Raw genomic sequence first — 25,707 nt, forward strand, 5'->3', positions numbered from 1 at the left:
CCGCAGGGTATAATGGAAATACATGAGGATTCCGAGCACCGCGCAACGATGCGGGCGGGCTGCGCAGTAGATTTATTCCCAAGCTCTCACTCCACCGCGCTAAACCTTGCTACCAGGCGGCGCAAGACCACATCCTCCGTTCCCGCCCGCGCCAGCATCTTCAAAACGGGGCCTGCGGCCCGGCCATCGTTCGCGGCGCGCGCCGCTTCGAGCAAGATGCGCGCGTCGCGGGGCTCACGCTGAAGCGACCAATTCGCGCGCGCCAGTTGCACGGACCGCCGCGGTTCCTGTAACAGCACCAAGGTAAACCTCGCCTCCTCTCCGGGGTGCAGGAACGGACCGCGTACCCGGCCGGCTTCAAAGCGCGCCCTGAGATTCGTGACCCTCTCGGCGGTCTCCAAGCCCAGTGCGTGTTCCGCGAGCGCTATGCGCAAGAGCAAGCCATCGACGCGCGTCTCAGCGCGCAAGAGCCGAGCGACCTCCGCGTAGCGGCCTTGATCCAGCAAAAAATCGGCGTAGGCCGAGAGCAAGTACACATCGCGGCGCCCGAGATCCATCGCTTCGAGGAAATGCCGCTCCGCCTGGGCTACGCTACCGAGCCGCGCGGCGATCTCGCCGAGTAAGGTCAGCGCCCAGAGCCGCGTCGCCGGATCGGCCGCGGGCGCGGATTGGATCGCCCCCTCGAGCGCCGCGTAGCTCTCGCGCGCGCGCCCCGTTAGGCTTTCCACCGCGCCGAGACAGGCCGTCACGACGAGCGCATCGGCAAGGCGCAGCAGGGCGAGACAACTCTTCCGCGCTTCGGGATAACGTCCAATCACCGTCAGGATCGTGGAGCGCATCAGCCAGGCCTGGCCGTTGTGCGGGTTTTTGGCCAGTACGCGATCGAGATCCTTCAAGGCCGCGCTGAACTCGTGCCGATGCTGGCGCACCGCGGCCCGCAGCACCCTCACCTCGGCCGGCGCCTCTGCCACGTCCCACCACGGCTGCAGCACCGCTTCGGCGTAGCCGGCATAGCGCGGATCCGCTTCCGCGCGTCCGATCTCGAGGTAACGCCTGGCAAGCTCCGTGGCGTACCCGACTTGCTTGGGCGCGCGTTGCAACCTCAGGCGCAGATCCCGCAACTCGCGTGCAACGCGGTGGACAGAGATCGGCAACCGTTCGAGCACTTCCCCGTCAGTCATCGGGATATAGGGCACCGCCTGCGCGAGATCACAGAGCAGCACGATGACGAGACCGACGGGTAAGTGTTTCATGAGCAGGCCTTGCCGATCTCTGCTCGCGTCACCTAACAGGGGTTGGCGCCGGCTTCACCACAGTCGATGTGGCGCCGATCGCGGCCGCTATGGGGTGTCGGCAAGTACGGAAACGTCTTATAGATGCCGTTCGCGGTGACATTCGATCCGGGCGCCGCGATATTGAAGTTTACCCCGTCCCCAAGATTCGGGACCGGACCCAGCAATGCACCCGCGGCCACCCGCAGAACGATATCGGTCACATCGTCATTGGGACGGCGGCCATTCGGGAAACCCGCCGCATCGCCGGCCAAGCCCCCCAGGCGCTTCTGGTCCGCGGGCAGGCTCGGAGCTGCCGCGGTATTGAGCCGCAGTAGTTCCGAACAACGGTTAGCGCGGTTACAGATACTGGGATCCTGCCCGGGATACTTGAGGAGCGCGGTCACCAGATCCGTGCGATCGGTGGTCGGAAAATCAGTACCGAAAGCCAGGTTGATGACCGCAACCAACCTCGGATTGAGAAAGAAATCCAGGAACTGTTTTTCTCGCTTCGGATCCTGTGCGTTCCAGCGATCCTTCATGCCGGTGCCGATGATCAATTCATTGACCAAGGGGTTGGCCATGCGGGCGACCTGCACGAAGTCCCCTTCGGCTTTCACCTTGCCATCGGGTCGATGGATCTCAGTGCGTCGGCGGCTGGTCGAGGCATACATCCCGATAAAGCCATTGGACCCTTCCGGGACCAGGTCCGAGACTGGCACCTCCAGTGCGATGGTGTTGATGTTGAAACCGGAGAACATATCGTTGCCGAAGGGATCGGCCCCGTCGTTGCCATCATCCGGATCGGTCAGGATCGGGGCGGCGGCACGAAAATTCAGCGTGTCGAACGTGGCGCCGAGATCGATATAAAACGTCTCGTCGCGCTGTCCGGTGAAGACCCGGCCGCCGTTCTGGAGAGGATAGATCCCCTTTGCCGCCAGATCCTCATATTCGGGCATGGTCCGTGGGCCGATGTTTGACGGCACGGCAAACATCGGGCCGCTCCCCAAGTCGCGCCGTTTTCCCTTGCGGATCTCGGTAACGGTGTAACGCTGTCGCAACCCGAGGCCGGCCGCATCCGGACCGGTCAGATCACGGATTCCGGGCGGCAGCCCGGGGACCCCATCGACACCGGCGTAAGCCACGGGCAGATCGTTAAACGGCGGCCGGATCGCGGTCTTAAAGCGCAACCGGTAGACCACATCATCGGCGTTGCCGTCTTGATTGACATCGACATTGATGTCGTAGGCGACATTTTGATCAAAGAAATAATAATTCGGTCCGGCGCTCGGCTCCTGACCGGGGATGACGTTCAGAATAAAAACCACCTTGCCGGGATCTTCCCAACTCCGGAATGCGTAGACATCGGTGATGTCCGCTGCCGGGTCGAGAGCGATCAAGGGCGCCTCGCGGTGACTGGCGGCCTGGGTCATTGAGATACCCGCTACGGCCACAACCAGCCCCAGCGCCGTGGCCTGGATCATCGGTTTCAATGTGTTGCGAAGCATAAGGGTTCCTCCTTTTGCGTTAATACCTGGAAACTGCACCGACACGAGCGAAAACACTCGCATCTGAGCTAAGTACGCACGCAATCGGATTTTGGATGTACGCCTTTCTGGAACGCCGCACGCCGCGGCGGGGTGACGACTAATCGCCACCCAACATCAAGCGACGTTTAGGGACGAAACGCAGACCTGTTCAGAGAACCTACGCGAGCTTGCGCGCGATCAAGCTTGCTAGCGCCTTGGCTTCGTCCTGGGGCAGCGTCTGCGGTTTCCATCCGATACCGAGCCCCGGTCCGTCTTGATACTTCGGGATGATATGGAAATGCACATAGAAGACCGCCTGATGCGCGAGCGGCCCGTTGTTCTGGAGTACATTGTAGGCCGTCGCTCCGGTCGCGCGCATGATTGCCCGGCAGATGCGTGGCAAGGCGCGGCCGATGGCCGCACCGTATTCTTCCGGTAACTCGTCTAAGGTCGCCGCCGCCTGCTTTGGGATCACCAAGGTGTGCCCGCGCGACAAAGGAGAGACGTCCAAGAAAGCGAGCACCTGCGCGTCTTCATACACGCGGTGGCACGGGATCTCACCGGCAACGATCTTATGGAACACCGTGGACATGATAGAACCCTCGCCAAAAATGACAATCAAGCCCCGCCATGCTTCGAGAGACCGCCTCGGCGAACTAGCGGACCCACCTGAGAGCTTGTGAAAAAATCGTCGCGAGCGAAGGGAGGTCGCGTTTCGCCGGAGCGCAGGAACCGGAGTGTATGTTGAAATACATGAGGATTCCGAGCACCGCCCGGAACGCGAGATCCCGAGCGCAGTAGATTTATTCACAAGCGCTGAGCGATCCTAAACGCTTTCTAGGCGCTAAGGCTAGGGACGGCGGCCCGATAAAGCCACGCCAGAGTGAGGAACAGGCACAAAATCGCCACTCATTTGGCCGGGTGGGTAATCGGGGCGGTGCCCGCGCGGACAAGCCGAGATGTGTGAGGATCTTGGCCATCACGGGAAGCTATTCGAGGCGGCGGCTGCCCTTCAGAAGCTCGCCCGCAGGGTGAGCATGACACTGCGCCCAGGCAGGGGGGCGATGTCTTTCAGGAAGGAGGTATGGCGCCTTTCTTCCTCGTCGAGGAGGTTGGTGCCTCGCAAGGCCAACGTGAGGTCGCCCGGCTTGGTGCCGAAGGTGTAACCGACACCGAGATCGACCTGGGTATAGCCGTCGGTCTCGGTTTCGAGCGGCGCGTTTTCGGTCTGTTTCGCGATCCGCATGACCTCGAAATCACCGCTCCAGACCCCGAACCGGTAATCGAGGCCGCCGCCGAAACGCGGCGGGGTGATGCGCGGGAGGTCGTCGCCGCCGGTCAGCTTGCCGCGTACATAGTCCGCGAAGAGCCGGGCATCGAGGTCGCCGTAGCTCGTGCCCTCGAAGATCCCGAAGACGGTCTCGGCTTCCGCGCCGTAGAAGATCGCGTCGTCCTGCACGAAGTCGAGCCTCAAGAGATCCCCATCCGGGACGACGTTGCCCTCTTCATCCACGCGGTCGGCAACCCCGTCGCCGTCGGCGTCCACGGAATCGGCGAAGATGAAGTCCTCGATGAGATTGGCGAAGGCCGAAACGCGCCAGGTCCAGCGGCCTTCCGACTTGCGCAGCGTGAGGTCGAGATTGTTGGCGGTCTCCGGATCGAGTGCCGGAGCGCCGCGCTCGAAGGTGGCGGTCGCGTGATGGGGCCCGTCGTTGTAGAGCTCCTCCAGGCTCGGGGCGCGCTGGGCGCAGGTCACGGAGATCCCGGCCGAGTAATCTTCCCCGAAGCTTCGCAACGCACCGCCCGAGATGCTGTAGATGTCGTGCTCGACATCCGGGCTGCCTGCGTCGGCGTCGTAACGGGCGTTCTCGTAACGGGCGCCGGCCTCGAAGTGCCAGAGGTCCCAGTCGCGCTCCTCGAACCAGAATACCCCGACCGATCGGCCGACGACCGGGGGCGTCAGGGCCTCTTCACCACTGGCTTCGAAGTCTTGGTGGCGCACCTGGACCCCGAGCGCGCCGTTGAAGCCCCAAAGTGGTTGGTGCAGGAACTCGACACGCCCCTCGTATTCGTCGTTCTGGAAATCCGTGCCGACCTCGCCGCTCGGCTCGATCTCCTGATGCTCGTAGTCGTTGTGACCGAGCTTCATCTTCAGACGGCTGAAACCGGGAGCCGGGTTCTCGACCTCGCCTTCGATGTCGTAACGGAGCTGATCGAGATCGATCCGAACGCCCGCCTCGTCGCCGCTCCCCGGGACCCCGTAGTTGCTGGCGTAGTGGCTGATGGCGAAGCCGAGGTGGCCCCAATCGCCAATATAGGAGGCGCCGCCGGCCTCGTTCTCGGTATCGACGTCGCTATTGAAGAGCTCGCCTTCCGGCTCGCCGGGCCCGGGGTTTATAGAGCCGAAGCCGGGGATGTCATAGTCGGAGGTGCGGCGCTTCAAGCCGTCGAAGTGCAGCGCCAGGTTTCCGTAGCCCGCCTCCACGGTGCCGCCCCCGGTGCGCCCGTTGGTGGCGGAATCGTAGCGAAACTCCGCCTCGAGGCGGGGCTCATCCGGCACCTCCGTCGGGATGCGGTCGGTCACGATGTTGACAATGCCGCCGATGGCCCCGCTGCCGTAGAGCAGGGTGGAGGGTCCCTTCAGGATCTCGATCTGGCGCGCGTGCAGGGGATCGATGCCGACCGCATGGTCCGGGCTCAGGTTCGAGACATCCATGGACCCGATACCGCCTTCGAGGATGCGCACACGCGATCCGCCGAGCCCTCGGATCACCGGCCGGCTGGCGCCCTGACCGAAGTCGCTGGCGCTGATCCCAGGCTCGCGCGCGAGCGTCTCGCCTATGGTGAGGGCTTGCTTGCGCCTGAGGTCCTCGCCCGTGAGGACCTCGACCGGCTGGGCGATGTGACCCGCTTCGGCCTCCAAGGGGGTGGCGGTGACCGTGATAGGCTCCAGGACCAGCGTCTCTTCGTCCAATTTCTGTGGCTCTTCTTCCGCGCCCGCCGCAGGTGCAGCGCACGAGACTAGCGCCAAGCCGAGAATCAGAAGTTTCCGTCGCATGATTTCTCTCCAAGAAGTTTATGCCGAACGCGCATGCCGGCGCCCGAGGCCTGGCACAAAGCGCGTCGATCGAGAACAGACTTAGAAAACTAGACTTGGAGAGGGGCGGGCGGTGCGCGCGCCAGGAAGGGAAAGACAGTATCAACATCGGCGGCGATGCGAGGTTCCTCGGCCGCCAGGGCAGGGCTTTGAGGTAATGTTGCTAGCGCGTAGCCGGACGATAGACCATCCCCGAGATGATCGGCGGCATGGCATAGAAGACAAGCTGCATGGGGCCGGGCTTGCGCCGGTTCGATGGTATGTTCGAGCGCGTGCGCCAGCATCCCGAGCTGAGCGATGAGCAGCCCCAAGGTGATGGCGAAGACGCGCCGCCGCAAGCGGAGCTTAAGATTCGCGCCGATTGTCATGACCATCGCTCCGACATCTTAGGTGGAAATCAGTGGCTTAGCCAGCCTGAATTTACCGCCTCCGCGCACGCAATTACTTTTCGCGTTTTTCCAGACGCTCGATGCGGTTTGCGATGGCTTCCAAGGTGTCCTGAAGATCGCGGATCTTTCGGTAGGATCTGACGCTGACTTCGGATTCGAGCTCGGCGTGCACGTTCTGCCGTGGAATACCGATTGCGCAGTAGCCCCTGCGACCGTCTTTCATACGGCGGATTACGCTATCGCTAATCCGCTACGCGGGCTGAAATGCTCCGCCGCGAAGGCGGAACAGAGTTAGACCGATCAGGCTTTTCGACGTGAGCCGGTGAACGATTTGACGGCAAGCACTATGAAAAGCAAACAAACCACCGCCATCGAGATTTGCGCGATCTCGGGGCCCGAAAAGGTTAGTTCACCAAGACGCGGGATCAGGCGTCCGGCCGTTGCGATAAATCCGAGCAGAGCTACAACGACGGCCGCATGCATCAGATGTTTTGCCAGATTTTCTTTCATCCTGGCAAACACGCCCAACAGTAACAAAGCGGCACCGAACACAGCAGGGATCAAAGCTGTAAGACTTGCACGCCCGGTCATTAAACCGTTTGCGTAGCCAATAATCCCGATCAAAATGAGAAGAGATCCGCAGGCTATTGAAGTCGATGGCATATTCTTCACTCTACAAGATCCGGCCGGCATCAAGATCAAAATGTATTGGGCACTCCCGGAAGTCAAAAACGAATACGGCCGCCGTTACCGGATAAAAATCATTTTGTGCGCCGCCGCGTTATTTTTAAGTAAGAGTTTATCCGCCCATGGCTTGTTTAGCAATATCAACTCGTCGTACTGCAATGCCCTGCCGTGCACCCGAAGGTTCGGCACACCCCGTCGCTGTTGGATGTCCCGCACCTTGAGCGAGCACAATTTCCCCCGGCGCAACCCGTCGTGGAGAAATCGCCAGATCGCGTAGGATGCGCTGAGGAACGAAGCGCATCGTTCGAGTTATTCGCCCGCACAAACGTCGAACAGTCCATCACAACCCCGGTTTGCCGGATACATACATACCACGGGCCGCATTGTCGTGAAAACTCGAATGCGGCCAATCCGCAACTGCTTGACCCAGCCATGTTTTACCGGATAGCAATGGGATGTAATCGACGTGTTTCTTGAAATCGTCCTGATCTCGCAGCAGGTGCTTCCATAATCGACGTTGCCACAAGCCCCGTTCTCTCCGTTTCTCTCGGCTTTGAGAGATTCGTTCGCCTTTCTCGATAGCACTAGAAAAGTGTCCTTTCAGCATATTCCAGCGATAAACAACCAGGGTGGGTTAAGCGGAAATCATGACCGAATATCGCCGCGCCTATGCTGCGCGTTGTCGATGATAGTGTCGGGTCTGGTCTTGAAATATCAGTTTCTTATTTTTAGGGACTTGACCCGAATGGCACTCACTTAAGGCGGGAGTCCAAAATTTCCGTCATTCCCGCGGAGGCGGGAATCCAGGAAGGTACACGAATGACTGGATTCCGGCTCGCCGCTTCGCTCCGGCCGGAATGACGGTTTTGCCGGATTTTCTCTTAAGTCCGTAGGATGGGCTACACAACGTGCAGCCCATCAATCGCGAATAATGGGCTTCGGCGTAACGCGATTGCGAACGCACCAACATGCTCGGCGACTAGGCCAAATCGGGTAAAATCATCGCGGCTATCGGCCGGGAACTGATGCGTTTACCAAGGGGACATGATTTGCCACTTGCAACCAAGGCGTTAAAAATGGAGCGAATCTCGGTACTCAGCGGACCCCCCGCGCACCGAAGATTGGCTGACTGATGCCAAATCCACATCACGCCCGGCAGCATGAGATTGAATTCTGCGCCGATGTGAAATCATGGGCAGAGGCATTGTTCACGAGTCGCCAAGATTGGCCGTTTACAGAAGCCAAGATTGAGCAGTTTGGCCGGGGGACAAACAAGCGTTCCGACCTGCGCATTTATCGGAAAGGCAGTCACACGCCGGTCCTCGCCGGTGAAGTAAAGCTACCGGGAACCGCTGAAGGCCGCAGCCCTTACGATCCCGTCCTCATGCAGGACGCATTCAACAAGGCAGACAATATTCAGGCGCCGTATTTCTTCACTTGGAACGTCAACACCTTTGTCCTTTTCGATCGCAGCAAGTGGAACGTGCCGATGATCGAACGCCGGGTCAAGGACTGGAATTTGGGCGTCACTCTCGCGAGTCCTGGGGACTGTAAGCGTTCTGAGAATCAAAAACGCATCCGGGAAACGTTCTTGCCGCAGATCTTTGAATATCTCGCAGAGATTGTTACCGGCAAAGTCGTCGAGTGGGGAATGTCGCCTGATGACGTTTTCATTCGCTCGCTCGAAAGCCATCTTGATTGGCCGGTGCTTGGCACCACTGACTACTTGATCAGGATTTCCGATCAAGACAGCACCTTTGCCACAAAACTCCAGTTCTGGATGTCGGACGAGATGAACTGGACATTCGATCCTGCAGATCGGGAAAACTGGCGAGAAACTCTAGAGCGGGCGGCGTGTACGCTTTGTTACGTTTTCTGTAACCGCGCGATTTTTTATGAGGCGATCCGCGCGAGATACCCGGAACATCTCAACGAGCTCAAAATGCCCCGCCGTGGCCGACATTCACACTCCGGCATCTATGACTATTTCCGTAATCAGTTTCAACAGGCCGTGTCTAGGAAATTCCCGACCCTCGCGGCGTATCCCCGCAATTGGCTGAGCGCCTTTCGAAAGCTTTGCAACGCATGATCCAGCGGGAGGTAACACATTTGGTTGATGAGGCAATGCTTCAATGCCATTCTGAGGAGGCAATGCGAGAAATTCTGCGTCGACCTCCCGAACTCCCAAGTGAATTATGTCATGAAGACCGACGCGAATTGGACGATTGCGTCATCGACCTCATCGGCGTGAGCGACAAAAAGCAGCGCCAAAAATTGCTCGACGAACTCTATCGCGAAACTACCGAATACTACCGCTACGTGCGCACGCAAGAGATTCAAGCGATGGTGAATCGCTCTGGAAAAAAAGGCCGTCGCCTGGGCCCGCAGGACTTAGCCGAAAGCATTTGGAATTCGCTTGCTGACACTGAAAAAAGCCCTCCGATCATTGAATGGATCAAGTCATCGTGCAGCCATTCCGAAATGGTGGAAATTCCCGAAGGCAAACCAGAAGCGTTGGGCGCGGCAGACATGTTCAATCCGACAAGCGTGAACTTCAAAGGTAGTAAGGAAAATCATCTCATAAGTTACTCAAGTGCTGACCAGGCTGCCTTGGTGGCAGAACTAGCGAGGTTGGAAGTTCGCGGGAATGTCGAAGTACCCAAATCCGCTTCAGAGTGTATTGCGTGCTCAGAGCAATTGCGTGATCGGCTTAGGGATGCAGAGAATCGTTTCTGCGAACTCGCTGCTTCCCGCACCGGGACACAATCACTGCAAGAGAAAACGTCGGCTCTTTTGATGCATTGGTACCTCCACGGTAGAAATTGAAGAGGTTTCTCACACTGTCGAGGAAACCCCATTTTACAAGCAGAGTGAAATGAAGCTGCCGAACGCGAATCTGGCCATTATCGAGGAGACTAAGGTGATCGACTACTTGCTCAACCAGAAGCATCGCTTCGGCGCGAGCAAGGCACGGTTCTTTGGACAGTTCGGTTTCCGCCGCGAGAAGTGGGAGGATTTGGCCGCTGCACTGCGCAAGCACGGCCGGCAGAATGAAGTCACTGAGGTACGGGAAACTGGCTTTGGCCCGCGTTACGAAGTGGAGGGCGAGTTGACGACCCCGGACGGCCGACGTTCGCGCGTGCGAACCGTCTGGCAGGTGGACGCTGGCGAGATTGCACCGCGTCTTATCACCGCGTATCCTCTGGAGCAAGTATGATTAATGAACACGATTGCGTTGTACTGACTCAGGACGTGCCGGACGACCGGTTGGAAGCCGGTGACGTGGGCACGGTAGTTCACATTCACCACGGCGCGGCCTATGAAGTCGAATTTTTTACGCTTACCGGCCAGACTGTAGCCGTGGCAACGGTGTTGCCAAACCAGTTGCGTCCCATAGGCCAGCGTGACATCTCCCACGCACGCGAGCTGGCTGTCAGGTAAACCAATAGTTACCGACGCCGAGAGGTTGCTTGGCTACGACATAATCTGCTTGGCAGGTTAGTCCGCGTAGCGCATCGTTCGAGTTATTCACTGTATATCCGGCAAACCAGGGTTGTGGTGGACTGTTCGACGTTTGTGCACCACGACCGCATAGTCGTGAAAACTCGAATGCGGCCAATCCGCAACCTGCCATGTTTTACGGGATACCAATGGATATGGCGTGTTAGTGGCAATCGTCCTGATCTCGCAGCAGGTACTCCCATAATCGACGTTGCCACAAGCCCCGTTCTGTCCGTTTCTCTCAGAGATTCGTTCGCCTTTCTCGATAGCACGAGAAAAGTGTCCTTTCAACATATTCCAGCGCATGGAACAATCCGTGTCACCCAGAGGCAACGTCCAAATACAACGGAGATGATCCGGCAAGATAACCACCGCATCCAACTGGAATGGATGCTTTTTCCCTGACGTACCGAAACGCCCGACGTAACTCATCGATGTGACTTACCAGCAGGGTTACCCTTCTGCTTGGCAAAATTGACCGTGAAAAACCGCGTTGCCCCCGAAGCATAGGCGCGGCGATATTTGGTCATGACTTCCGCTTAACCCACCCTGGTTGTTTATCCCTCGACCGATGCGCTACGCGGGCTACGCGGGCTATAACTCCGTATCGCAGCATCAGCACCAAAGTAAGGCAGAACCGCAACGATTAGCACTATCTTGGTGCGAGACCAAGCTCCCGCCACCGTATCGGTAAAATATGTAGCTTTATAAATCATAAGGTTATGGTTTTATCGGCTATGGTTCAGTAACTGCTAAATTTGTCAGGTCATCGAGAGCGACGCGGGCGCGGGCTGCCCGCAAAGCGATCTTTGACGGGGGAAGTTACTCTATAAACGAGGCTAACTACGGGAGGCGAACACCATGTCTAACATTCTGGAAAATGGAAATCCTTCGCTAAGGTATAGGCGGAACAGGCATATTCTCACAGTCGTGCTAATGCTGCCTTTTGTGATTTTAACGTCTAACGCATCTGCAAAGCCGATATTCCAAGTAGAAGAGACGACCATCGATGGTATCCACCAGGCGATAAAGGGAAACCGGATCACGTGCCAAGGATTGGTACAAGCCTACATCAACAGGGCCGCGGCCTATAATGGTGTCTGCACCAAGCTTGTCACTGCAGACGGAGCAACTATACCTGCTACTACGGGCACTGTTCGCGCAGGTTCACCACTGGATTTTCCGACTGACACAGTCCTAGCATCGAGTATATTTCCGAATTTAAATCAGTATAGTGGACTGCCGCTTGAATTTGGCAGAATGGAAGCAACAGCATCTGATCCAAGCGTACAGCAGCAGTACGGCATGGTTGCCGCTATCCCTGATGCGGGCCAGCTTAACGCGCTTAGCACCCTCAACATCCGTGGCGAGCGTTCTGTGACATGCAAAGGCGCATACGATGCGCATCCGTCATCAGGTCCTCTTCCAGGAGGAGCTCCCCCAGGTTGCGAAGCATTCCGCCAGCAGCTAGATGCACTGGAAAGAGCCGCTGAATTGGATGCGCAGTACGGCAGCAATCCTCCACTAGACGAGCTGCCGATGTACTGCATTCCATTCTCCTTTAAGGATGTTTATCATACAAAGGATATGCGGTCAACCGCGGGCGGTGACATCAACTATGCCATGGATGCACCGCCATTTGACTCAACCCATGTGGCTGAGGTTAGGGCAAAAGGGGCCATCATTTACGCCAAGACAGTCAACACCGAATGGAACTTCAGCATTGGGGATCCACATGATGAGAAGTTCATCACTGCTACAGCAGAGAAGAATTTCCTTGGACTTTCGTCCCGCAGCACTTGGGCTGGCAACCCTTGCAATCCTTATGATACAGAGCGCGATCCCAGAGGGACGAGCTCCGGCTCCGGTGTGTCGGTCGCTGCCAATTTGGTTGTCTGCTCCTTTTGCGAACAGACCGCGGGTTCCTGCAAGGGTCCCGCATCCAGGACGGCCACGGTTAACCTTCTGGCCACCAAAGGTATAATGCCGGATGGAGGTGGCACTGGTTCGCAGAATTTCCCTGACCGCGTAGGCCTGACTTGTCGCACGGTCGGAGATGCAGCCCGTGTTCTCGATGCAGTGAAGAACCCAGAGAGGGGCTACTTCGATCCAAGGGATATTTATACTGCGCTACCAAAAGCCTTGATATCGGATGAACCATACGCCAATTTTGTTGTTGATGATAAAGACCTAAAAGGTAAAAAGAAACCTCTTGAGGGAATGCGCATCGGCGTTGTCCGCGACTACTTCGTAAAACACAGCCTAAACGATGTAGCAATTAGCGACCAAATTAACGATGAAGTAAAAAGAGTTCTACGCGATCAGCTCGGAGCGGAGCTCGTTGAGTCGTTCGATCCACGGTATGGTGACGATCCGGGGATTCCCGATATGACATACACCTTCCAAGATGCTTTCGCAGAGATGATGCCACGCTTTATTCCCGAGTACTTCTTTATGGAGAGGGATGGCGCTCTAGAATTCGCCGTACCAGGCCATGACGTGAGGACGCTAGATTATGCGGTTAAATTATCTGAAGGCGAGGCACCATTATCGGACAATATGAATCTCCGCCGCATCGTCAGCGGGGCCGGTAGTGCTGGCAGCAAAGTGTTAGCTATTGACAAATATCTGCTCCAAAGAGGTGATGAGAGGGTAACAGATATGGTAAGTTTGGACGCCAACGCGAAATACTATACGGACCGTGATAGAGCGGGGTCCCAAAATCAGGCGAGTGTGACTGACATAGAGACTTCGGTCAGCGGCAACCGCGCGAAGGTGAGTGACATGATGAAGCTTGTGGTTCTCAAGGTGATGCATGAAAACGACATCGACGTGTTCGTGAATCCGGAGAATACGATCCCCCATCCGAAGACTGGGTTCGCTACTGAGCCCACGAAAAACGACCGAGGGTCAGCCGGGGCAACCCAGAGTTTCACCGCCCTTATGGGAATCCCTGAGATTGTAGTTCCCGCAGGGTATAACCAAATCGTCTACGAGCCTCAGTTTGCATTAAGTGCAGACAAGACGGATTACATCACTGTCAGCGGCACCGAACAGTCGTTGTTTGATACGCCACTCCCAATCAGCATCATGTTCTGGGCCGGTCCAGGCGACGAACCACCCCTTATCAAGGTAGCTTCAGCCTACGAAGCAGCAACGCAGCACCGCGTGCCTCCGCCTGACTTTGGACCACTGTAACTATTCAGCGCCGTCAGCCAGAGAGGATAGCCTCAGGAGGCTCGCCTTGAAAGTGAGCACGAGCGACTCGAAGAGATCGCGGCTTTGTTTGCGTAGGGTGGCAAGGTAGGAGCGATAGTACAGAAAGTGGCCGCGCCTTCTGGGGTGAAAGGCGCTGGCGACCTTCTGTTTCAGTTTCGGCATGCGCATATCGTGCTCGGCTGGATGGTTGTCGAAGGACACGCGCAGATCGGCTAGGAAGCGCGGGACATCGTCGGCATTTGGTCGTGCAGGCGGCGCAGCAGATTAACCGTGTCGCACTGCTTGGCTCGACCCCACTGGCCGGTCAGGGGTTGTGCAGGATGGAGCCGTTGCGCGTTGTCGATTGATAATGTCGCGCCGAAGGGGTCTAGTCTTGAAATATCAGTTTCTTATTTTTAGGGACTTGACCCGAATAGCACTTAACTTAAGGCGGGAGTCCAAAATTTCCGTCATTCCCGCGGAGGCGGGAATCCAGGAAGGTACACGAGAAGGTACACGAATGACTGGATTCCGGCTCGCCGCTTCGCTCCGGCCGGAATGACGGTTTGCTGGATTTTCTCTTAAGTAAGTGCCATTTGGACTTGACCCTTTTGCCCGCGTATTGTCGTCAGCGCCACCAGACCCTGGCATGCCGTCCGAACGACCTATCGCCGTCTTCCGCTGGTCTCCGTCGGACCGGCTGACACGCCTCAGACCGCGCACGAACGAGGTCTGGTCTTGACATATCAGTATCTTCTATTTCAAGCCTTGACCGCTTTAGTCCCTGCTTTATTCTCTGCAACGTCTCCATCGTATCGCGGCCACGCTCTATCAGCAGCAACCCGGTGCGGCGGAGGCAATGGTCACGGCCGCGCCCTTGGTCTCCGCCGCGGGCCGCCGTGTGCCCGCCGGAGCGCACCACGGGACCGCGGCGCTCGCAATTCCCGGGTTAATACCGATAAAATCCTCACGATAAGGTCCGGTGGTCAGCAAGCGGTAGGTGCGTTCACACACGGCGATGCGCGCCCCGCGCGGATAAAGGTGGCCTTCATCGTCGCTGACCGAAGCGTAAGGGCCTCGATAGATCACGGCTTGACCCACGTCCAGGCACGGCGTGCCCTCGCCCTTGACCGCGGTTAAGGTCACGGATCGAAATTCGATCCCCTCAATGACCCGCCACGGCTCCTGCCCCCATTGATCATAGCGCACGGCCAGAAACCCCGCGCCGGTAAACGCCGCTAACATCTCTTCTTCCTGGAAGGCGCCCGAGACACATCCGCTCCAGAGCATGGGATCCTGCTTGAGTACGGCCGGGACGGATTCGTCGCAGACAATATCCGAAATCGCGACCCGCCCTCCCGGTTTGAGCACCCGGAAGATTTCGCGGACGAGATCCAGCTTATCTTGGTCGCGCACCAGGTTGAGCACGCAATTCGAGACCACGAGATCGACGCAGGCATCGGCGATCAGCGGATCGTCGCTCCGCTGTTTTCTTTGCCAGCTCTCGAAATGCTGTAGGTCGGACAATGAGCGCAGCGGACGGGTGGCGAGATACTCCTCGACGGCTTCGAGATCCAAGCCCAAGTCCTGGATCCGGGCCTTGACGAACCGCACCCGATCCCCGCCTAACTTCGCGGCCATCTCGCCGCGGTATTTACGCGCCACGGCGAGCATCTCGGCGTTCATGTCAACGCCGATGATCCGCCCTTCCCGGCCGACCCGATGGGCCATCAGATAGCACAGCTTGCCGGCGCCGCTGCCGAGATCGAGCACCGCGTCGCCCGTCCGCACATAACGCGATGGATCGCCGCAACCGTAATCCCGCTCGATGATCTCATCGGGCAAGAGGGCTAAGAGATCCCGGTCGTATGATACCGGGCAACAAAGCGATTCTTGCCGCCTTCGCGCGCCGTCGCTGTAGCGCGCCATCACCTCTGCTTCAACATTCATAATGCATCCTATACTACCCAAAGATATTTGAAATTGTCGACTCCAGAAATGTAAGGCGGGTTCGGCATGCTGTTTATGCCGCAACCCACCGACTCGGCACTAAGTCATAGCGAGAGAGGGTTAGCATCCATAACGTTCACGCGCGCGGCGCTCGCATACCCGAGGACCAGATCTACCGTGTCGTGGTGCATTTCCTCCCTGCGCGGGACAGCGTAATTGAGATATCGTGCAGGGTTGCGGTAGTATAATGCCTTATCATCTTTGTGTCGTCACGCAGTTACAATAGGTTCTTCAACCTATGCCTGTAAAAATAAAGGGGTATCGCGAGGCCTTGCAGGCCGGTTACGAATTGCTCTGGTACCGGGTACAAGAAGTACTCGGCCAAGGCACCTTCGGCATTACCTATCTCTGCGAAGATCTCAACACCGATGGCCTCGTCGCCGTTAAAGAATATCTCCCGCCTCAGGTCGCGCGGCGTGAAGCCGACCAGTACCTGCAGCCGCTCTCCGATGCGCTCGCTGACGACTATGCACGGGGCTTGGCGCGATTTATAGCCGAAGCGGAAAACTTAGATCGGTTCCGGCACCCGAATATCGTCCGAGTCGTGGATATCTTCGAGGCGAACAATACCGCCTACCTCATCATGCACTATGAGCGCGGGGAAAGCCTGCAATCGGCATTAGCCCGCCGGGGCACCTTAAGCGAGGGCGAGTTGCGGAAGCTGCTTTTTCCCTTGCTTGAAGGTTTGGAGGCCATGCACCAGAAGGGTTTCGTGCATCGGGACATTAAACCGAGCAACCTCTTCGTCCGGGCCAACGGTACGGCGGTCATTCTCGATTTCGGATCGGCCCGGCAATTAATCGTCAGCGATCCTCAAACCGTGACGAACCTAGTCTCGCCAGGGTACGCGCCGATCGAACAGTACAGCAGTTCCGGCGACAACCAAGGGCCGTGGACCGACATCTACGGTCTTGGAGCGACCTTGTATCGGGCTGCGACAGGGGACATACCCCAATCGGCAATTGCACGCGCCGAAGCCATTGTGCATGGTGCGCCGGATCCTTTTTTGCGGGCGGTCGGACATGCTAACAGCAAATATTCGACCACATTTTTGCGGGCCATCGATCAGGCATTGGAGTTCAAAGCCGGCGATCGCCCCCAGAGCATCGATGCGTGGCGTTGCGCCTTTGAGACTTACGGTCCCGCCAAGGTATTACCAGGCCTTGCGCAATCTAGGGCGGTAGATGAATCTCCGACCGTCCCTACTGAACCCGAGACCCTACCGTTGGAACTTCCGTTAATGACCGATGCCATGGCCTGGCTACCGGAAAGGCAACAGAATGCTCACCCTCCCGGCGCCACCGGCGCGCCGCATCAGCGGCAGCAGCGTCGCACGGCAATCGAGGTTCTGCGGGCCGCGGCGGTAATTCTTGCCGGTATCGGATCGATTTGGTTGCTTGCACCAACGCCAATCGATCAAGCGCCGGCCCTTGCGTCTTCAGCAAGCCGCACCTCGCCCCCCTCTCAACCCCCCCCGACGGTCAGGGCAAGTTCGCTCGCTGCGCTAAACGTCGATCCCACCGTGGTTGAACAACCTCTTCCCGATGAAATCAACGCGGATTTATCGCGGGGGTTTCCGGTACCTGGGCCGATCGACGCACGGCCGGCGCAGCCAAAGAACGCCACCAAAGCCGGACCATCCGTGGCTAAGCTGCTGGCGCTAGCGGGGGATGATGTCGCGGCTTATCGCTTGACGACACCGCAAGACAACAACGCCCTTGCAAAGTACCGGCAGGTATTGCGAGTGGAGCCTCAAAATCAGAAGGCGATTCGCGGCCTTCGGGCGATCGTGGCCAAGTACGTGGATATGGCGTACCGGCAAATCAGGCGAAATCACCTTGACGAGGCCGCGCTGTATCTCCACCGAGCGGCGGGCATTGCGCCCAAAGACCCGAGTGTAAGGCAAGCGCGTAATCTCTATGTTAAGCGCAAAATAGCAAAGGCGAGAGCCGGCTCGCCCGCACGACGCGGCCTCACGCAGATCGAGCGAGGCGCGGGACCGCGGAACACCGGGCAACCGGGCGCGCGATTCGAAGACTTGCGGCGGCGTGCTAAGCCAGCCCCCTAACCTACGCCCGCCGGCAAACATCCATGGATCTATCAGCGCTCACCGCGATTTCACCCATTGACGGCCGCTACGCCGAAAAAACCGCGGGGTTGCGGCTTATTTTCAGCGAATACGGTCTCATTCGGTATCGTCTTCAGGTAGAGATCCGATGGTTACAAATGCTGTCGGCGTCTCCGGAGCTTTCGGAGGTACCCGCCTTCAGCGCCAATACGAATGCGTGGTTGAACGGCCTCATCGATGACTTTAGCCCGCGCGATGCGCAAAGGGTCAAAGCCATCGAAGCGAGCACCAATCACGACGTCAAGGCAGTCGAGTATTTCCTGAGAGAACGCCTTGAAGCACACCGGGAGCTTGCGGCGGTGAGCGGGTTCCTACACTTCGGCTGCACCTCGGAAGACATCAATAACCTGGCCTATGCCTTGATGCTGCGCGCCGCGCGCAGCCACCCGATCCTGCCGCTATGGGATCAGCTCATACAGACTTTGGTCGGTTTCGCACACCGGTTCGCCGCGGACGCCATGCTTGCCCGAACCCACGGCCAACCCGCCTCCCCGACGACGCTCGGAAAGGAGATCGCCAATTTCTCTCACCGGCTCGAGCGCCAGTACCGGCAGTTAAAGGAAACTCCGCTGCTCGGAAAATTCAACGGCGCGGTCGGGAATTACCATGCGCATCTCGCGGCCTATCCCGGCGTCGGCTGGCCGGCGATCGCGCGTGCCTTTGTCGAAAGCCTCGGGCTCGAACATAACCCGTACACCACCCAGATCGAACCCCATGACTACCTCGCCGAGTTCTTATCCGTCTTAACGCGTTTCAACACCATTCTCATTAACCTCTGCCGCGACACCTGGGGGTATATTTCGCTCGGCTATTTCCGGCTGAAACCGGTTGCCGGCGAGGTCGGCTCGTCCACGATGCCGCACAAGATCAATCCCATCGATTTCGAGAACGCCGAGGGCAACTTAGGGCTTGCCAACGCGCTCTGTGAGCACCTCATTGCAAAGCTGCCCGTCTCGCGCTGGCAGCGCGATCTCACCGATTCAACGGTGCTGCGCAATCTCGGCGTAGGCATTGCTTACAGCGTGATCGCCTATGAATCCTGTCTCAAAGGACTGGCGAAACTCGAGGTCGACCCGAGCGCCCTAAGCCGCGATCTCGACGACGCCTGGGAGCTTCTGGGCGAAGCGGTACAAACGGTCATGCGCCGTTACGGGATCGGCGATTCGTATGAACAACTTCAAGCGCTCACCCGCGGCCGCCGCATCGACCGCGAGGCGCTGCACGCCTTTATCGGGACCTTGGCCATCCCCGAGCCGGAGAAAGAACGGCTGCAGGCGCTCCAACCCATGAACTATACCGGCAACGCAACCGAGCAGGCGTTATCGATTTAAGCCGTGAGGATGAGATCAGAGTCCCATGCCCGCAGCAGACACCCGAACGGCGTTCCAAGAACATACCCTGGGGCAGACTCGCGTGCCGATCAAGCTCGCCACGCGCGGAGACCAGCGCCAGGCGATGCTGCGCATGGTGACGCAAAGCCGGAGGACGATCGACATTGTAAGCCGCCATTTGGACCCGCTGATTTTTGATGACCGGCATCTGGTGGACGCTTTCAAGAGTCTCGCGCTAAGAAACCGGAAGGCGAAAATCAGGCTCCTCATCCTTGATCCCTCACCCCTCCTCCACCGCAATCACAGGCTGCTCGAGCTGGCGCTGCGCCTGAGTAGTTTCTTCGAGCTTCGCAGCCCCCCGCCCGAACACCGGCACTGCAACGAAAGCATGCTCATTGCGGACCGGAAGGGATACGTGCATAGCGGGCTATCAGACCGTTACGAAGGCGTGGCTAATTTTCATGCTCCCGATGCCGCCACGGAATTGCAGCGCCGATTCGACGAGCTGTGGCAAACCGCCCTACCCGATCCTAACTTGCGCCGCTTGTCTCTGTGACGCTCGTTGGGCCGGCGAGGCTCCAAAGTTTCGTCGCTCCCGCGTCCTACCCCGCGTTTCGCTTGGAAAGACTCCTTGCCTCGGTGCGCGCCCTCGCGCCGGCCGTCACGTCCTTGGCCGTCGAGACGGCGTACTTCGCGCTCGTCTCTGAACCTCTATCCAGTGCCGAGTACGAGCGCTTGATGAGCATTCTGGGCGCCGGGGCGGTGCGCGCCGCCCCGCGCCCCGAAGCGCTGTTAGTGACGCCGCGTCCTGGCACCGTCTCACCGTGGTCGAGCAAGGCCACGGAAATCGCCCGGGTTTGCGGCTTGGACAACATCGTGCACCTCGAACGCGGAACCGGATGGTATTTTCGCTCCCAAGATCCCGCGCCTCTCGAACGAGAAACGCTCCTTCGGATCGCGCCGCTGCTCCATGATCGCATGACCGAGCAGGCCGGGTTCTATCTTGATCATGCGTCCAGGCTGTTCGCACACACGGCGCCGAAAGCGCTGGAAACCGTGGACCTTATCCGCGAGGGATGCCCTGCCTTGGAACGCGCGAACCGGCAACTCGGCCTGGCGCTGTCAGCCGCTGAGATGGACTATCTCTTAGGGGCGTATCTGGATCTCGGCCGCAATCCGACGGACGTCGAGCTTATGATGTTTGCGCAGGCCAATTCCGAGCATTGCCGGCACAAGATCTTCAATGCGCGCTGGGTCCTGAATGACATCCCGCAACAGCATTCCTTATTCGACATGATCCGCACGACCCATGCGCGCAATCCGGCGCGGGTGTTGGTGGCCTACCGAGACAACGCAGCAGTAATACGCGCTTACGACGCCCCTTGGTTTCTTGCCGACCCCACATCGCAGTCTTATGCTTATGCGCAAGCATCCGCCGGCATCACGATCAAGGTCGAAACCCATAACCACCCGACCGCGATCTCACCCTTTCCCGGGGCCGCCACGGGGGCGGGCGGCGAGATCCGCGATGAAGGCGCCACCGGGCGCGGCGCCAAGCCCAAGGCCGGATTGACGGGTTTCTCGGTCTCGAATCTCCGCATCCCCGGTTTCATTCAGCCCTGGGAGCGGAGCTATGGGCAGCCAGGCCGCTTCGCATCTGCCTTGGACATCATGCTGCAAGGGCCCATCGGCGCCGCGGCGTTCAACAACGAGTTCGGAAGACCGGCCTTGTGCGGATATTTCCGCACCTACGAGCAAGCCCTGCCCGGCTGCGGTGAGGTGAGAGGCTATCATAAACCAATCATGTTGGCCGGGGGACTCGGGAGCATTCGCCTGCAACATATCCACAAAGAAACCATCCCGCCCGGGGCCAAGATCGTCGTCCTCGGGGGACCCGCGATGCTCATCGGTCTGGGAGGCGGCGCCGCATCCTCCCTGAGCGCGGGCCAGGGGGATGAAGCGCTCGACTTCGGCTCGGTACAACGCGACAACGCCGAGATGGAGCGCCGCTGCCAGCAAGTCTTGGATAGCTGTTGCGCCCTCGGGCGGCACAACCCTATCCTTGCCATCCATGACGTGGGCGCGGGCGGGCTCTCGAACGCGGTCCCCGAGCTTTTGGATCAAAGCGCTCGCGGCGGGCGTCTCGATCTAGGCGCTATTCCTAGCGCCGATCCCAGCCTCTCGCCCTTGGAGCTTTGGTGTAACGAAGCTCAAGAGCGTTACGTGCTCGCGATCAATCCCGAGGATCTCGATCGCCTCGAAGCCCTCTGCACGCGCGAGCGCTGTCCCCACGCCGTCATCGGCGAGGCCACCGAAGCACGCGATCTGGTCGTGCATGATGGCGGAGAGACACCCGTGGATCTCCCGTTGCGCGTGTTGCTGGGCAGCCCGCCCGGGATCACCCAACGGGCCGCGCGTTTGCAGCCCTCGTTCGCGCCGTTTTCGGCGCGGGATCTCGATCTCAGGGATGCAGTCGAACGCGTCCTGCGCTTACCCGCGGTCGCCGACAAACGCTTCCTCATTACGATCGGCGATCGCACGGTGTCGGGGTTGGTGGTTCGCGATCAAATGGTAGGGCCCTGGCAGATTCCGGTGGCTGACTGCGCGGTTACCGCCAGCTCGTTCTTGAGTTTTACCGGCGAGGCAATGGCCATCGGCGAGCGCGCGCCGATCGCCTTGATCGATGCGCCGGCCGCGGCGCGCATGGCCGTCGCCGAGGCCATCACCAACATCATCGCGGCACGTATTCCGCGGCTATCTGACGTCGCACTTTCCGCCAACTGGATGGCGGCTTCTGGGCATCCGGGTGAAGACGCGCGCCTCTACGATGCCGTGCGCGCCGTCGCGATGGAGCTTTGTCCGGCCCTCGGCGTCACTATTCCGGTCGGCAAGGATTCACTGTCCATGAAAACAGTCTGGCAGGAGGCCGACGGACAGCGGTCGGTGACGGCGCCGCAGTCGCTTATCGTCTCGGCCTTCGCACCGGTGGCCGATGTTCGTCAATCGCTCACGCCGCGGATCCAGCTTTGTGATGAGCCGACGGTATTGCTCTTGGTGGATCTCGGCCGGGGCCGCAACCGGCTCGGAGGCTCGTGCCTGGCGCAAGTCTATAGCGCGTTGGGCGATACGCCTCCCGACCTCGACGACCCCGAGGATCTCAAGGCATTGTTTCAAGTGGTCCAAGTGCTCAATGAGATGGGGATCATCCTCGCCTACCACGACCGCTCCGATGGCGGTTTGTTCGTGACGCTCATGGAGATGGCGCTCGCGGGCCGTCGCGGCGTGCGCATCGAGATCGATGCGCTCGGAGGAGACCCGCTCGCGATCCTCTTCAACGAAGAGTTAGGGGCGGTATTACAGGTGCGCCGCGAGGACCTCAAAGGCGTGTCGGAGGCCTTTCACGCCCACGGGACGCTGGCCGCGCGTGTGCACGTGATCGGTGCTCCTATCGATGCGCCGGCGCTTATTATCCGCCATGAGGGTCACGACATTTACCGATCCGATCTCGCCGGCCTGCAGCGTCTATGGTCCGAGACCAGCTACCGCATGCAGGCCCTACGCGACAACCCGATCTGTGCCCGCCAGGAATTCGATCTCCTATCGGATCTCGCGGACCCGGGCCTGAGTGTTCGAGTCGGCTACGATCCACGCGAGCATGCGCCGGCGGTCGCGACCGGAGCGCGCCCGGCGGTGGCTATTCTAAGAGAGCAAGGCGTGAATGGGCACATCGAGATGGCCGCGGCGTTTGAGCGCGCCGGCTTTCATACCGTCGATCTGCACATGAGCGATATTATTTCCGGCCGCCGAAGCCTCGCTCCGTTCCGCGGTCTCGCCGCCGGCGGCGGCTTCTCCTACGGCGATGTCCTGGGCGCGGGGCGCGGCTGGGCCAGCGCCATCGTGTACAACGAGCGGGCGCGGGCGGAATTCGCGGCCTTTTTCGAACGCCCCGATACCTTTGCGCTCGGCGTCTGTAACGGCTGTCAGATGATGTCGCACCTTCGCGATCTGGTCCCGGGCGGGGCCGATTGGCCACGATTTGCGCGCAATGTTTCCGAGCAGTTCGAGGCGCGCCTGGTGATGGTCGAGGTGCTGCCCTCGCCCTCGATCCTGTTCGACGGCATGGCGGGGTCCCTGATCCCGATCGCCGTCGCCCACGGCGAAGGCCGTGCGGATTTTTCGGCCGGCGGCGGCGCGCGGGAAACCTTGGACAATCAAACCGCGGCGCTGCGCTTTGTCGATCATCATGGCAAGCCCACCGAAGTCTATCCTAACAATCCCAACGGATCGCCGGGGGGATTGACCGGTTTCACCACCACCGACGGACGCTGCACGATCCTTATGCCGCACCCCGAGCGGGTTTTCTTGCGCTGGCAATATTCATGGTTGCCCAAGACGTGGCGGCACGAGGCCGGGCCTTGGTTCCGATTGTTCGAAAATGCACGGCGGTGGGTCGCATGAGGCAGCTCACGGAACCCGACGCTATTCCCGATGGTTCGGAAACGAGCACGGGGAGAAGTACATGCGGCGGCGCACCGGGCCGCCATAGCGGCCCTGCGACAGATCGCGCGCCGCTTACTCGGTGCCCTTACGCGGCGGTGTTCTTGATTTGGCCGCTCATCCAGTCAATCCAATTCAGGTATGAGTCTGAGCGATGGGTTTTGAATTGCTGATTGCGTAACCGATTATTGAGGCCTGTGGAGGTTGTGGGCAGCCGCTATCAAGAAAAGTTAAAGCATGACCTTACGCTGGAAGGCGCAAAAAACCTTATTCTGATAAGCCGCAAGTGGCGCGGCCGGACGGGCGTGATTTCACGGCTGATTCCCGAACTAAAAAAATCGCCGGTCCGCGCCGAGGGCTTTTATACCGAGGATATTTTCGAGAACCGGAAACGCGTGGGTTACCTCACGAAAACACTGCAGGGAGAGAGCCGGATCCTTGCCAAAAGCGGCCTTCCGTCAGAGCTCTGCGTGGACCGGTTTGGAGTCGATCTTCAAACGGTAGAGACTCTTGTTGTTCCTGCCATTGAAACAGCTCTGCGTTCTGCGGATCTTCTCATTATGGGCCAAATCGGAAAGATGGAAATCGCATCTCCGCGCTTCCGAGATATCACAGCACAGGCATTAAATTCCCGGCTCAAAATAATTGCAACGGTACCGAATTACCCGTTGAAATTCTTAAATCAAATCCGGAACCGCCCGGACGTTCTTCTGGTGGAAATCACGAAAGAAAATGAAGATTTTTGGCCCGAGGCGATTTTGAAGGGCTTCGTTCCTCTGCAAAAAAGCAAGCGGCTTAGTTAAAACAAAAGGCTGGGAATTGCTACCTTCGTAAATTGCAGCAGATCATCACCAGGATCACAGAAAGGAAGAGGTTCCTAGCGCTTCAGGCTGGCTTGCACTTTCTCGGTTTCTTTGAGGTGCATGGCGACATGGCCGCGTGTTTCGGAGGTGCTTTTTCAAGGCGTCGCTCTTGGCACCTTTGAGAAGCTTGTCGATCATTTGCAGCGCCTCCGTGTGTCCCTTGATCATCGCCGCAATATAAGCGCTTCCGAACTGGTCGCCATCGAGCGGAATCAGCGCGGCTAGCTCCCCCGCACCTTACGCGCAGCTGGTCAACGGCCGTCGTCTCGATCGGCGTGACGCGCATCTTTTGGCTGAGCTTAAGCGTGGCATCCAGATTTTTACCGTGCTCCTCGTGGAGCATTCTTGCGTAGTCTAGGACCGGCGGACTGACCTTCTTTTTCGCGGCCGCGGCCGCAGCAAGGGTCTCGTTGTCGTCGACAGCGACGACAAAGCCAAGGATCTCGGCGTCATCGCCATCTTGCCTGCCTTCGCTCGGCGCCGGCGGCGCGCTTGGGCGAACCTGGGATCACTGGTGTGTCCGCGAAGGGGCCTGCCCTCGTGGCCGGGTCGAACTGCAGCGCCTCCACGTAAGCCGGGTGCTTCCCCATTGCATCGTCCACGACGTTTTGGCCGAAAGCGATCCGCGCCTGCTTCACATCTTCTTACCTATCACCATGTCGTGGGCGAGGTTAAGCGTGAGGATGTTGTGGCCTTCCAGATCGCAACGCGCCGACATCTCGCCGGCCGTGCGATTAATGGTAATGCTGCCGTCGAAAGCGACGATCACACTGGCCTTCTCGGCGGGCACGCGATATTCGATCGCGTGCTCGAGAAAATCCATGTGAGGCTTTGGAAAATCGTGCGGGATTTCCACGCGAGTCACCTTGATGGTTTGTATGGGCCGGCTTTGTGCCAAAAGAGTGTCTCGGAGGGCTTCCTGGGGCACGCCATACTTGGCGATCATCTCCTGCGCGGCGAGTATGCAGCCACCAGCTTATCGAGTGCGGGGCGATCTACCGTGCTGGCCGCGGCAGATTGTGGCCTGTGTTTTGGTCCTTGTCCGCGCCCGCCGCGCCAATCGGAAAGCGAATCATGGCGAGTAAAGATTTGGTTAAGACTCGCGGTCAACGAGGCGAGTTAAGATTCGAACTTCACTTCCGAACTCTCGGCGGCCAACTTGGCCGCCGAGATTCGATCGGTCTTTCACGAAGACAGCGCCGACCC

At 58.9% G+C, this 25,707-nt stretch carries 22 protein-coding genes; 11 read left to right on the top strand and 11 right to left on the bottom strand.

Annotated elements, in window-relative coordinates; translation table 11 throughout:
• Positions 1-86 precede the first annotated feature (86 nt).
• From M3436_03765 to M3436_03795, 7 genes are all read right to left on the bottom strand, one after another.
• Positions 87-1,253, bottom strand: a complete 1,167-nt coding sequence (locus M3436_03765) for a hypothetical protein (protein ID MDQ3563277.1) — start codon at positions 1,251-1,253, stop codon at positions 87-89.
• A 32-nt stretch (positions 1,254-1,285) separates the two neighbouring features.
• On the bottom strand, positions 1,286-2,779 hold the full coding sequence (locus M3436_03770) for a DUF4331 domain-containing protein (protein ID MDQ3563278.1): 1,494 nt from the start codon (positions 2,777-2,779) through the stop codon (positions 1,286-1,288).
• 199 nt (positions 2,780-2,978) lie between these two features.
• Positions 2,979-3,392, bottom strand: coding sequence for an HIT family protein (locus tag M3436_03775; GenBank protein MDQ3563279.1), 414 nt, complete (start codon positions 3,390-3,392; stop codon positions 2,979-2,981).
• Between the two features lie 420 nt (positions 3,393-3,812).
• Positions 3,813-5,858, bottom strand: coding sequence for a TonB-dependent receptor (locus M3436_03780; protein MDQ3563280.1), 2,046 nt, complete (start codon positions 5,856-5,858; stop codon positions 3,813-3,815).
• 89 nt (positions 5,859-5,947) lie between these two features.
• Positions 5,948-6,265 (bottom strand): hypothetical protein, encoded by a 318-nt coding sequence (locus tag M3436_03785; GenBank protein ID MDQ3563281.1) that lies wholly within the window; start codon positions 6,263-6,265, stop codon positions 5,948-5,950.
• 73 nt (positions 6,266-6,338) lie between these two features.
• Positions 6,339-6,509: a hypothetical protein gene (locus M3436_03790; protein ID MDQ3563282.1), complete on the bottom strand. Its 171-nt coding sequence runs from the start codon at positions 6,507-6,509 to the stop codon at positions 6,339-6,341.
• Positions 6,510-6,586: 77 nt separating this feature from the next.
• Entirely contained in the window at positions 6,587-6,910 is a 324-nt protein-coding gene (locus M3436_03795; protein ID MDQ3563283.1) for a hypothetical protein, read from the bottom strand.
• 1 nt (position 6,911) lies between these two features.
• Between M3436_03795 and M3436_03800 the strand changes: the two genes are divergently transcribed.
• The 6 genes from M3436_03800 (at position 6,912) to M3436_03825 (ending at position 13,672) form a co-directional block, all read left to right on the top strand.
• Complete coding sequence (locus M3436_03800; GenBank protein ID MDQ3563284.1) at positions 6,912-7,250, top strand: hypothetical protein; 339 nt, start codon at positions 6,912-6,914, stop codon at positions 7,248-7,250.
• Positions 7,251-8,105: 855 nt separating this feature from the next.
• Complete coding sequence (locus M3436_03805; protein MDQ3563285.1) at positions 8,106-9,062, top strand: hypothetical protein; 957 nt, start codon at positions 8,106-8,108, stop codon at positions 9,060-9,062.
• Positions 9,050-9,799, top strand: coding sequence for a hypothetical protein (locus tag M3436_03810; GenBank protein MDQ3563286.1), 750 nt, complete (start codon positions 9,050-9,052; stop codon positions 9,797-9,799). The genes M3436_03805 and M3436_03810 overlap by 13 nt, the downstream gene beginning before the upstream one ends.
• A 49-nt stretch (positions 9,800-9,848) precedes the next feature.
• On the top strand, positions 9,849-10,190 hold the full coding sequence (locus tag M3436_03815) for a hypothetical protein (protein MDQ3563287.1): 342 nt from the start codon (positions 9,849-9,851) through the stop codon (positions 10,188-10,190).
• Positions 10,187-10,414, top strand: a complete 228-nt coding sequence (locus tag M3436_03820; protein ID MDQ3563288.1) for a DUF4926 domain-containing protein — start codon at positions 10,187-10,189, stop codon at positions 10,412-10,414. The genes M3436_03815 and M3436_03820 overlap by 4 nt, the downstream gene beginning before the upstream one ends.
• 921 nt (positions 10,415-11,335) lie before the next feature.
• Positions 11,336-13,672, top strand: a complete 2,337-nt coding sequence (locus M3436_03825) for an amidase (protein MDQ3563289.1) — start codon at positions 11,336-11,338, stop codon at positions 13,670-13,672.
• Here the strand turns inward: M3436_03825 and M3436_03830 are convergent, their stop codons facing one another.
• Together M3436_03830 and M3436_03835 are read right to left on the bottom strand one after the other, a co-directional pair.
• Complete coding sequence (locus tag M3436_03830) at positions 13,673-13,855, bottom strand: hypothetical protein (protein MDQ3563290.1); 183 nt, start codon at positions 13,853-13,855, stop codon at positions 13,673-13,675. It lies immediately after the preceding gene.
• Between the two features lie 648 nt (positions 13,856-14,503).
• Entirely contained in the window at positions 14,504-15,622 is a 1,119-nt protein-coding gene (locus M3436_03835) for a methyltransferase domain-containing protein (protein MDQ3563291.1), read from the bottom strand.
• Positions 15,623-15,920: 298 nt separating this feature from the next.
• Between M3436_03835 and M3436_03840 the strand changes: the two genes are divergently transcribed.
• The 5 genes from M3436_03840 (at position 15,921) to M3436_03860 (ending at position 24,441) form a co-directional block, all read left to right on the top strand.
• The gene (locus M3436_03840) at positions 15,921-17,750 is read left to right on the top strand and encodes a serine/threonine protein kinase (protein MDQ3563292.1); all 1,830 of its coding nucleotides are present in this window, start codon (positions 15,921-15,923) and stop codon (positions 17,748-17,750) included.
• Between the two features lie 23 nt (positions 17,751-17,773).
• Complete coding sequence (gene purB, locus M3436_03845) at positions 17,774-19,141, top strand: adenylosuccinate lyase (protein MDQ3563293.1); 1,368 nt, start codon at positions 17,774-17,776, stop codon at positions 19,139-19,141.
• 25 nt (positions 19,142-19,166) lie between these two features.
• Positions 19,167-19,697, top strand: coding sequence for a hypothetical protein (locus tag M3436_03850; GenBank protein ID MDQ3563294.1), 531 nt, complete (start codon positions 19,167-19,169; stop codon positions 19,695-19,697).
• Entirely contained in the window at positions 19,694-23,599 is a 3,906-nt protein-coding gene (gene purL, locus M3436_03855) for a phosphoribosylformylglycinamidine synthase (protein MDQ3563295.1), read from the top strand. The genes M3436_03850 and purL overlap by 4 nt, the downstream gene beginning before the upstream one ends.
• Before the next feature lie 245 nt (positions 23,600-23,844).
• Positions 23,845-24,441, top strand: a complete 597-nt coding sequence (locus M3436_03860) for a hypothetical protein (protein ID MDQ3563296.1) — start codon at positions 23,845-23,847, stop codon at positions 24,439-24,441.
• A 509-nt stretch (positions 24,442-24,950) separates the two neighbouring features.
• Here the strand turns inward: M3436_03860 and M3436_03865 are convergent.
• Complete coding sequence (locus tag M3436_03865) at positions 24,951-25,139, bottom strand: NAD-glutamate dehydrogenase (GenBank protein MDQ3563297.1); 189 nt, start codon at positions 25,137-25,139, stop codon at positions 24,951-24,953.
• Complete coding sequence (locus tag M3436_03870) at positions 25,136-25,447, bottom strand: hypothetical protein (GenBank protein MDQ3563298.1); 312 nt, start codon at positions 25,445-25,447, stop codon at positions 25,136-25,138. The genes M3436_03865 and M3436_03870 overlap by 4 nt, the downstream gene beginning before the upstream one ends.
• Positions 25,448-25,707: the final 260 nt, after the last annotated feature.

It is taken from the genome of Pseudomonadota bacterium (assembly GCA_030859565.1).
In the GTDB taxonomy this organism is placed as follows: domain Bacteria; phylum Pseudomonadota; class Gammaproteobacteria; order JACCXJ01; family JACCXJ01; genus USCg-Taylor.

Excerpts from the sequence above, each read along its gene's own strand:
- M3436_03815 (MDQ3563287.1), top strand. The coding sequence starts at position 9,849 with ATGAAGCTGCCGAACGCGAATCTGGCCATTATCGAGGAGACTAAGGTG.
- M3436_03785 (MDQ3563281.1), bottom strand. The coding sequence starts at position 6,265 with ATGACAATCGGCGCGAATCTTAAGCTCCGCTTGCGGCGGCGCGTCTTC.
- M3436_03800 (MDQ3563284.1), top strand. The coding sequence starts at position 6,912 with ATGAGAAGAGATCCGCAGGCTATTGAAGTCGATGGCATATTCTTCACT.
- M3436_03770 (MDQ3563278.1), bottom strand. The coding sequence starts at position 2,779 with ATGCTTCGCAACACATTGAAACCGATGATCCAGGCCACGGCGCTGGGG.
- M3436_03765 (MDQ3563277.1), bottom strand. The coding sequence starts at position 1,253 with ATGAAACACTTACCCGTCGGTCTCGTCATCGTGCTGCTCTGTGATCTC.
- purB (MDQ3563293.1), top strand. The coding sequence starts at position 17,774 with ATGGATCTATCAGCGCTCACCGCGATTTCACCCATTGACGGCCGCTAC.
- M3436_03780 (MDQ3563280.1), bottom strand. The coding sequence starts at position 5,858 with ATGCGACGGAAACTTCTGATTCTCGGCTTGGCGCTAGTCTCGTGCGCT.
- M3436_03835 (MDQ3563291.1), bottom strand. The coding sequence starts at position 15,622 with ATGAATGTTGAAGCAGAGGTGATGGCGCGCTACAGCGACGGCGCGCGA.
- M3436_03805 (MDQ3563285.1), top strand. The coding sequence starts at position 8,106 with ATGCCAAATCCACATCACGCCCGGCAGCATGAGATTGAATTCTGCGCC.
- M3436_03775 (MDQ3563279.1), bottom strand. The coding sequence starts at position 3,392 with ATGTCCACGGTGTTCCATAAGATCGTTGCCGGTGAGATCCCGTGCCAC.
- M3436_03870 (MDQ3563298.1), bottom strand. The coding sequence starts at position 25,447 with ATGATCGCCAAGTATGGCGTGCCCCAGGAAGCCCTCCGAGACACTCTT.
- M3436_03840 (MDQ3563292.1), top strand. The coding sequence starts at position 15,921 with ATGCCTGTAAAAATAAAGGGGTATCGCGAGGCCTTGCAGGCCGGTTAC.
- M3436_03820 (MDQ3563288.1), top strand. The coding sequence starts at position 10,187 with ATGATTAATGAACACGATTGCGTTGTACTGACTCAGGACGTGCCGGAC.
- M3436_03830 (MDQ3563290.1), bottom strand. The coding sequence starts at position 13,855 with ATGCCGAAACTGAAACAGAAGGTCGCCAGCGCCTTTCACCCCAGAAGG.
- M3436_03850 (MDQ3563294.1), top strand. The coding sequence starts at position 19,167 with ATGCCCGCAGCAGACACCCGAACGGCGTTCCAAGAACATACCCTGGGG.
- M3436_03790 (MDQ3563282.1), bottom strand. The coding sequence starts at position 6,509 with ATGAAAGACGGTCGCAGGGGCTACTGCGCAATCGGTATTCCACGGCAG.
- M3436_03825 (MDQ3563289.1), top strand. The coding sequence starts at position 11,336 with ATGTCTAACATTCTGGAAAATGGAAATCCTTCGCTAAGGTATAGGCGG.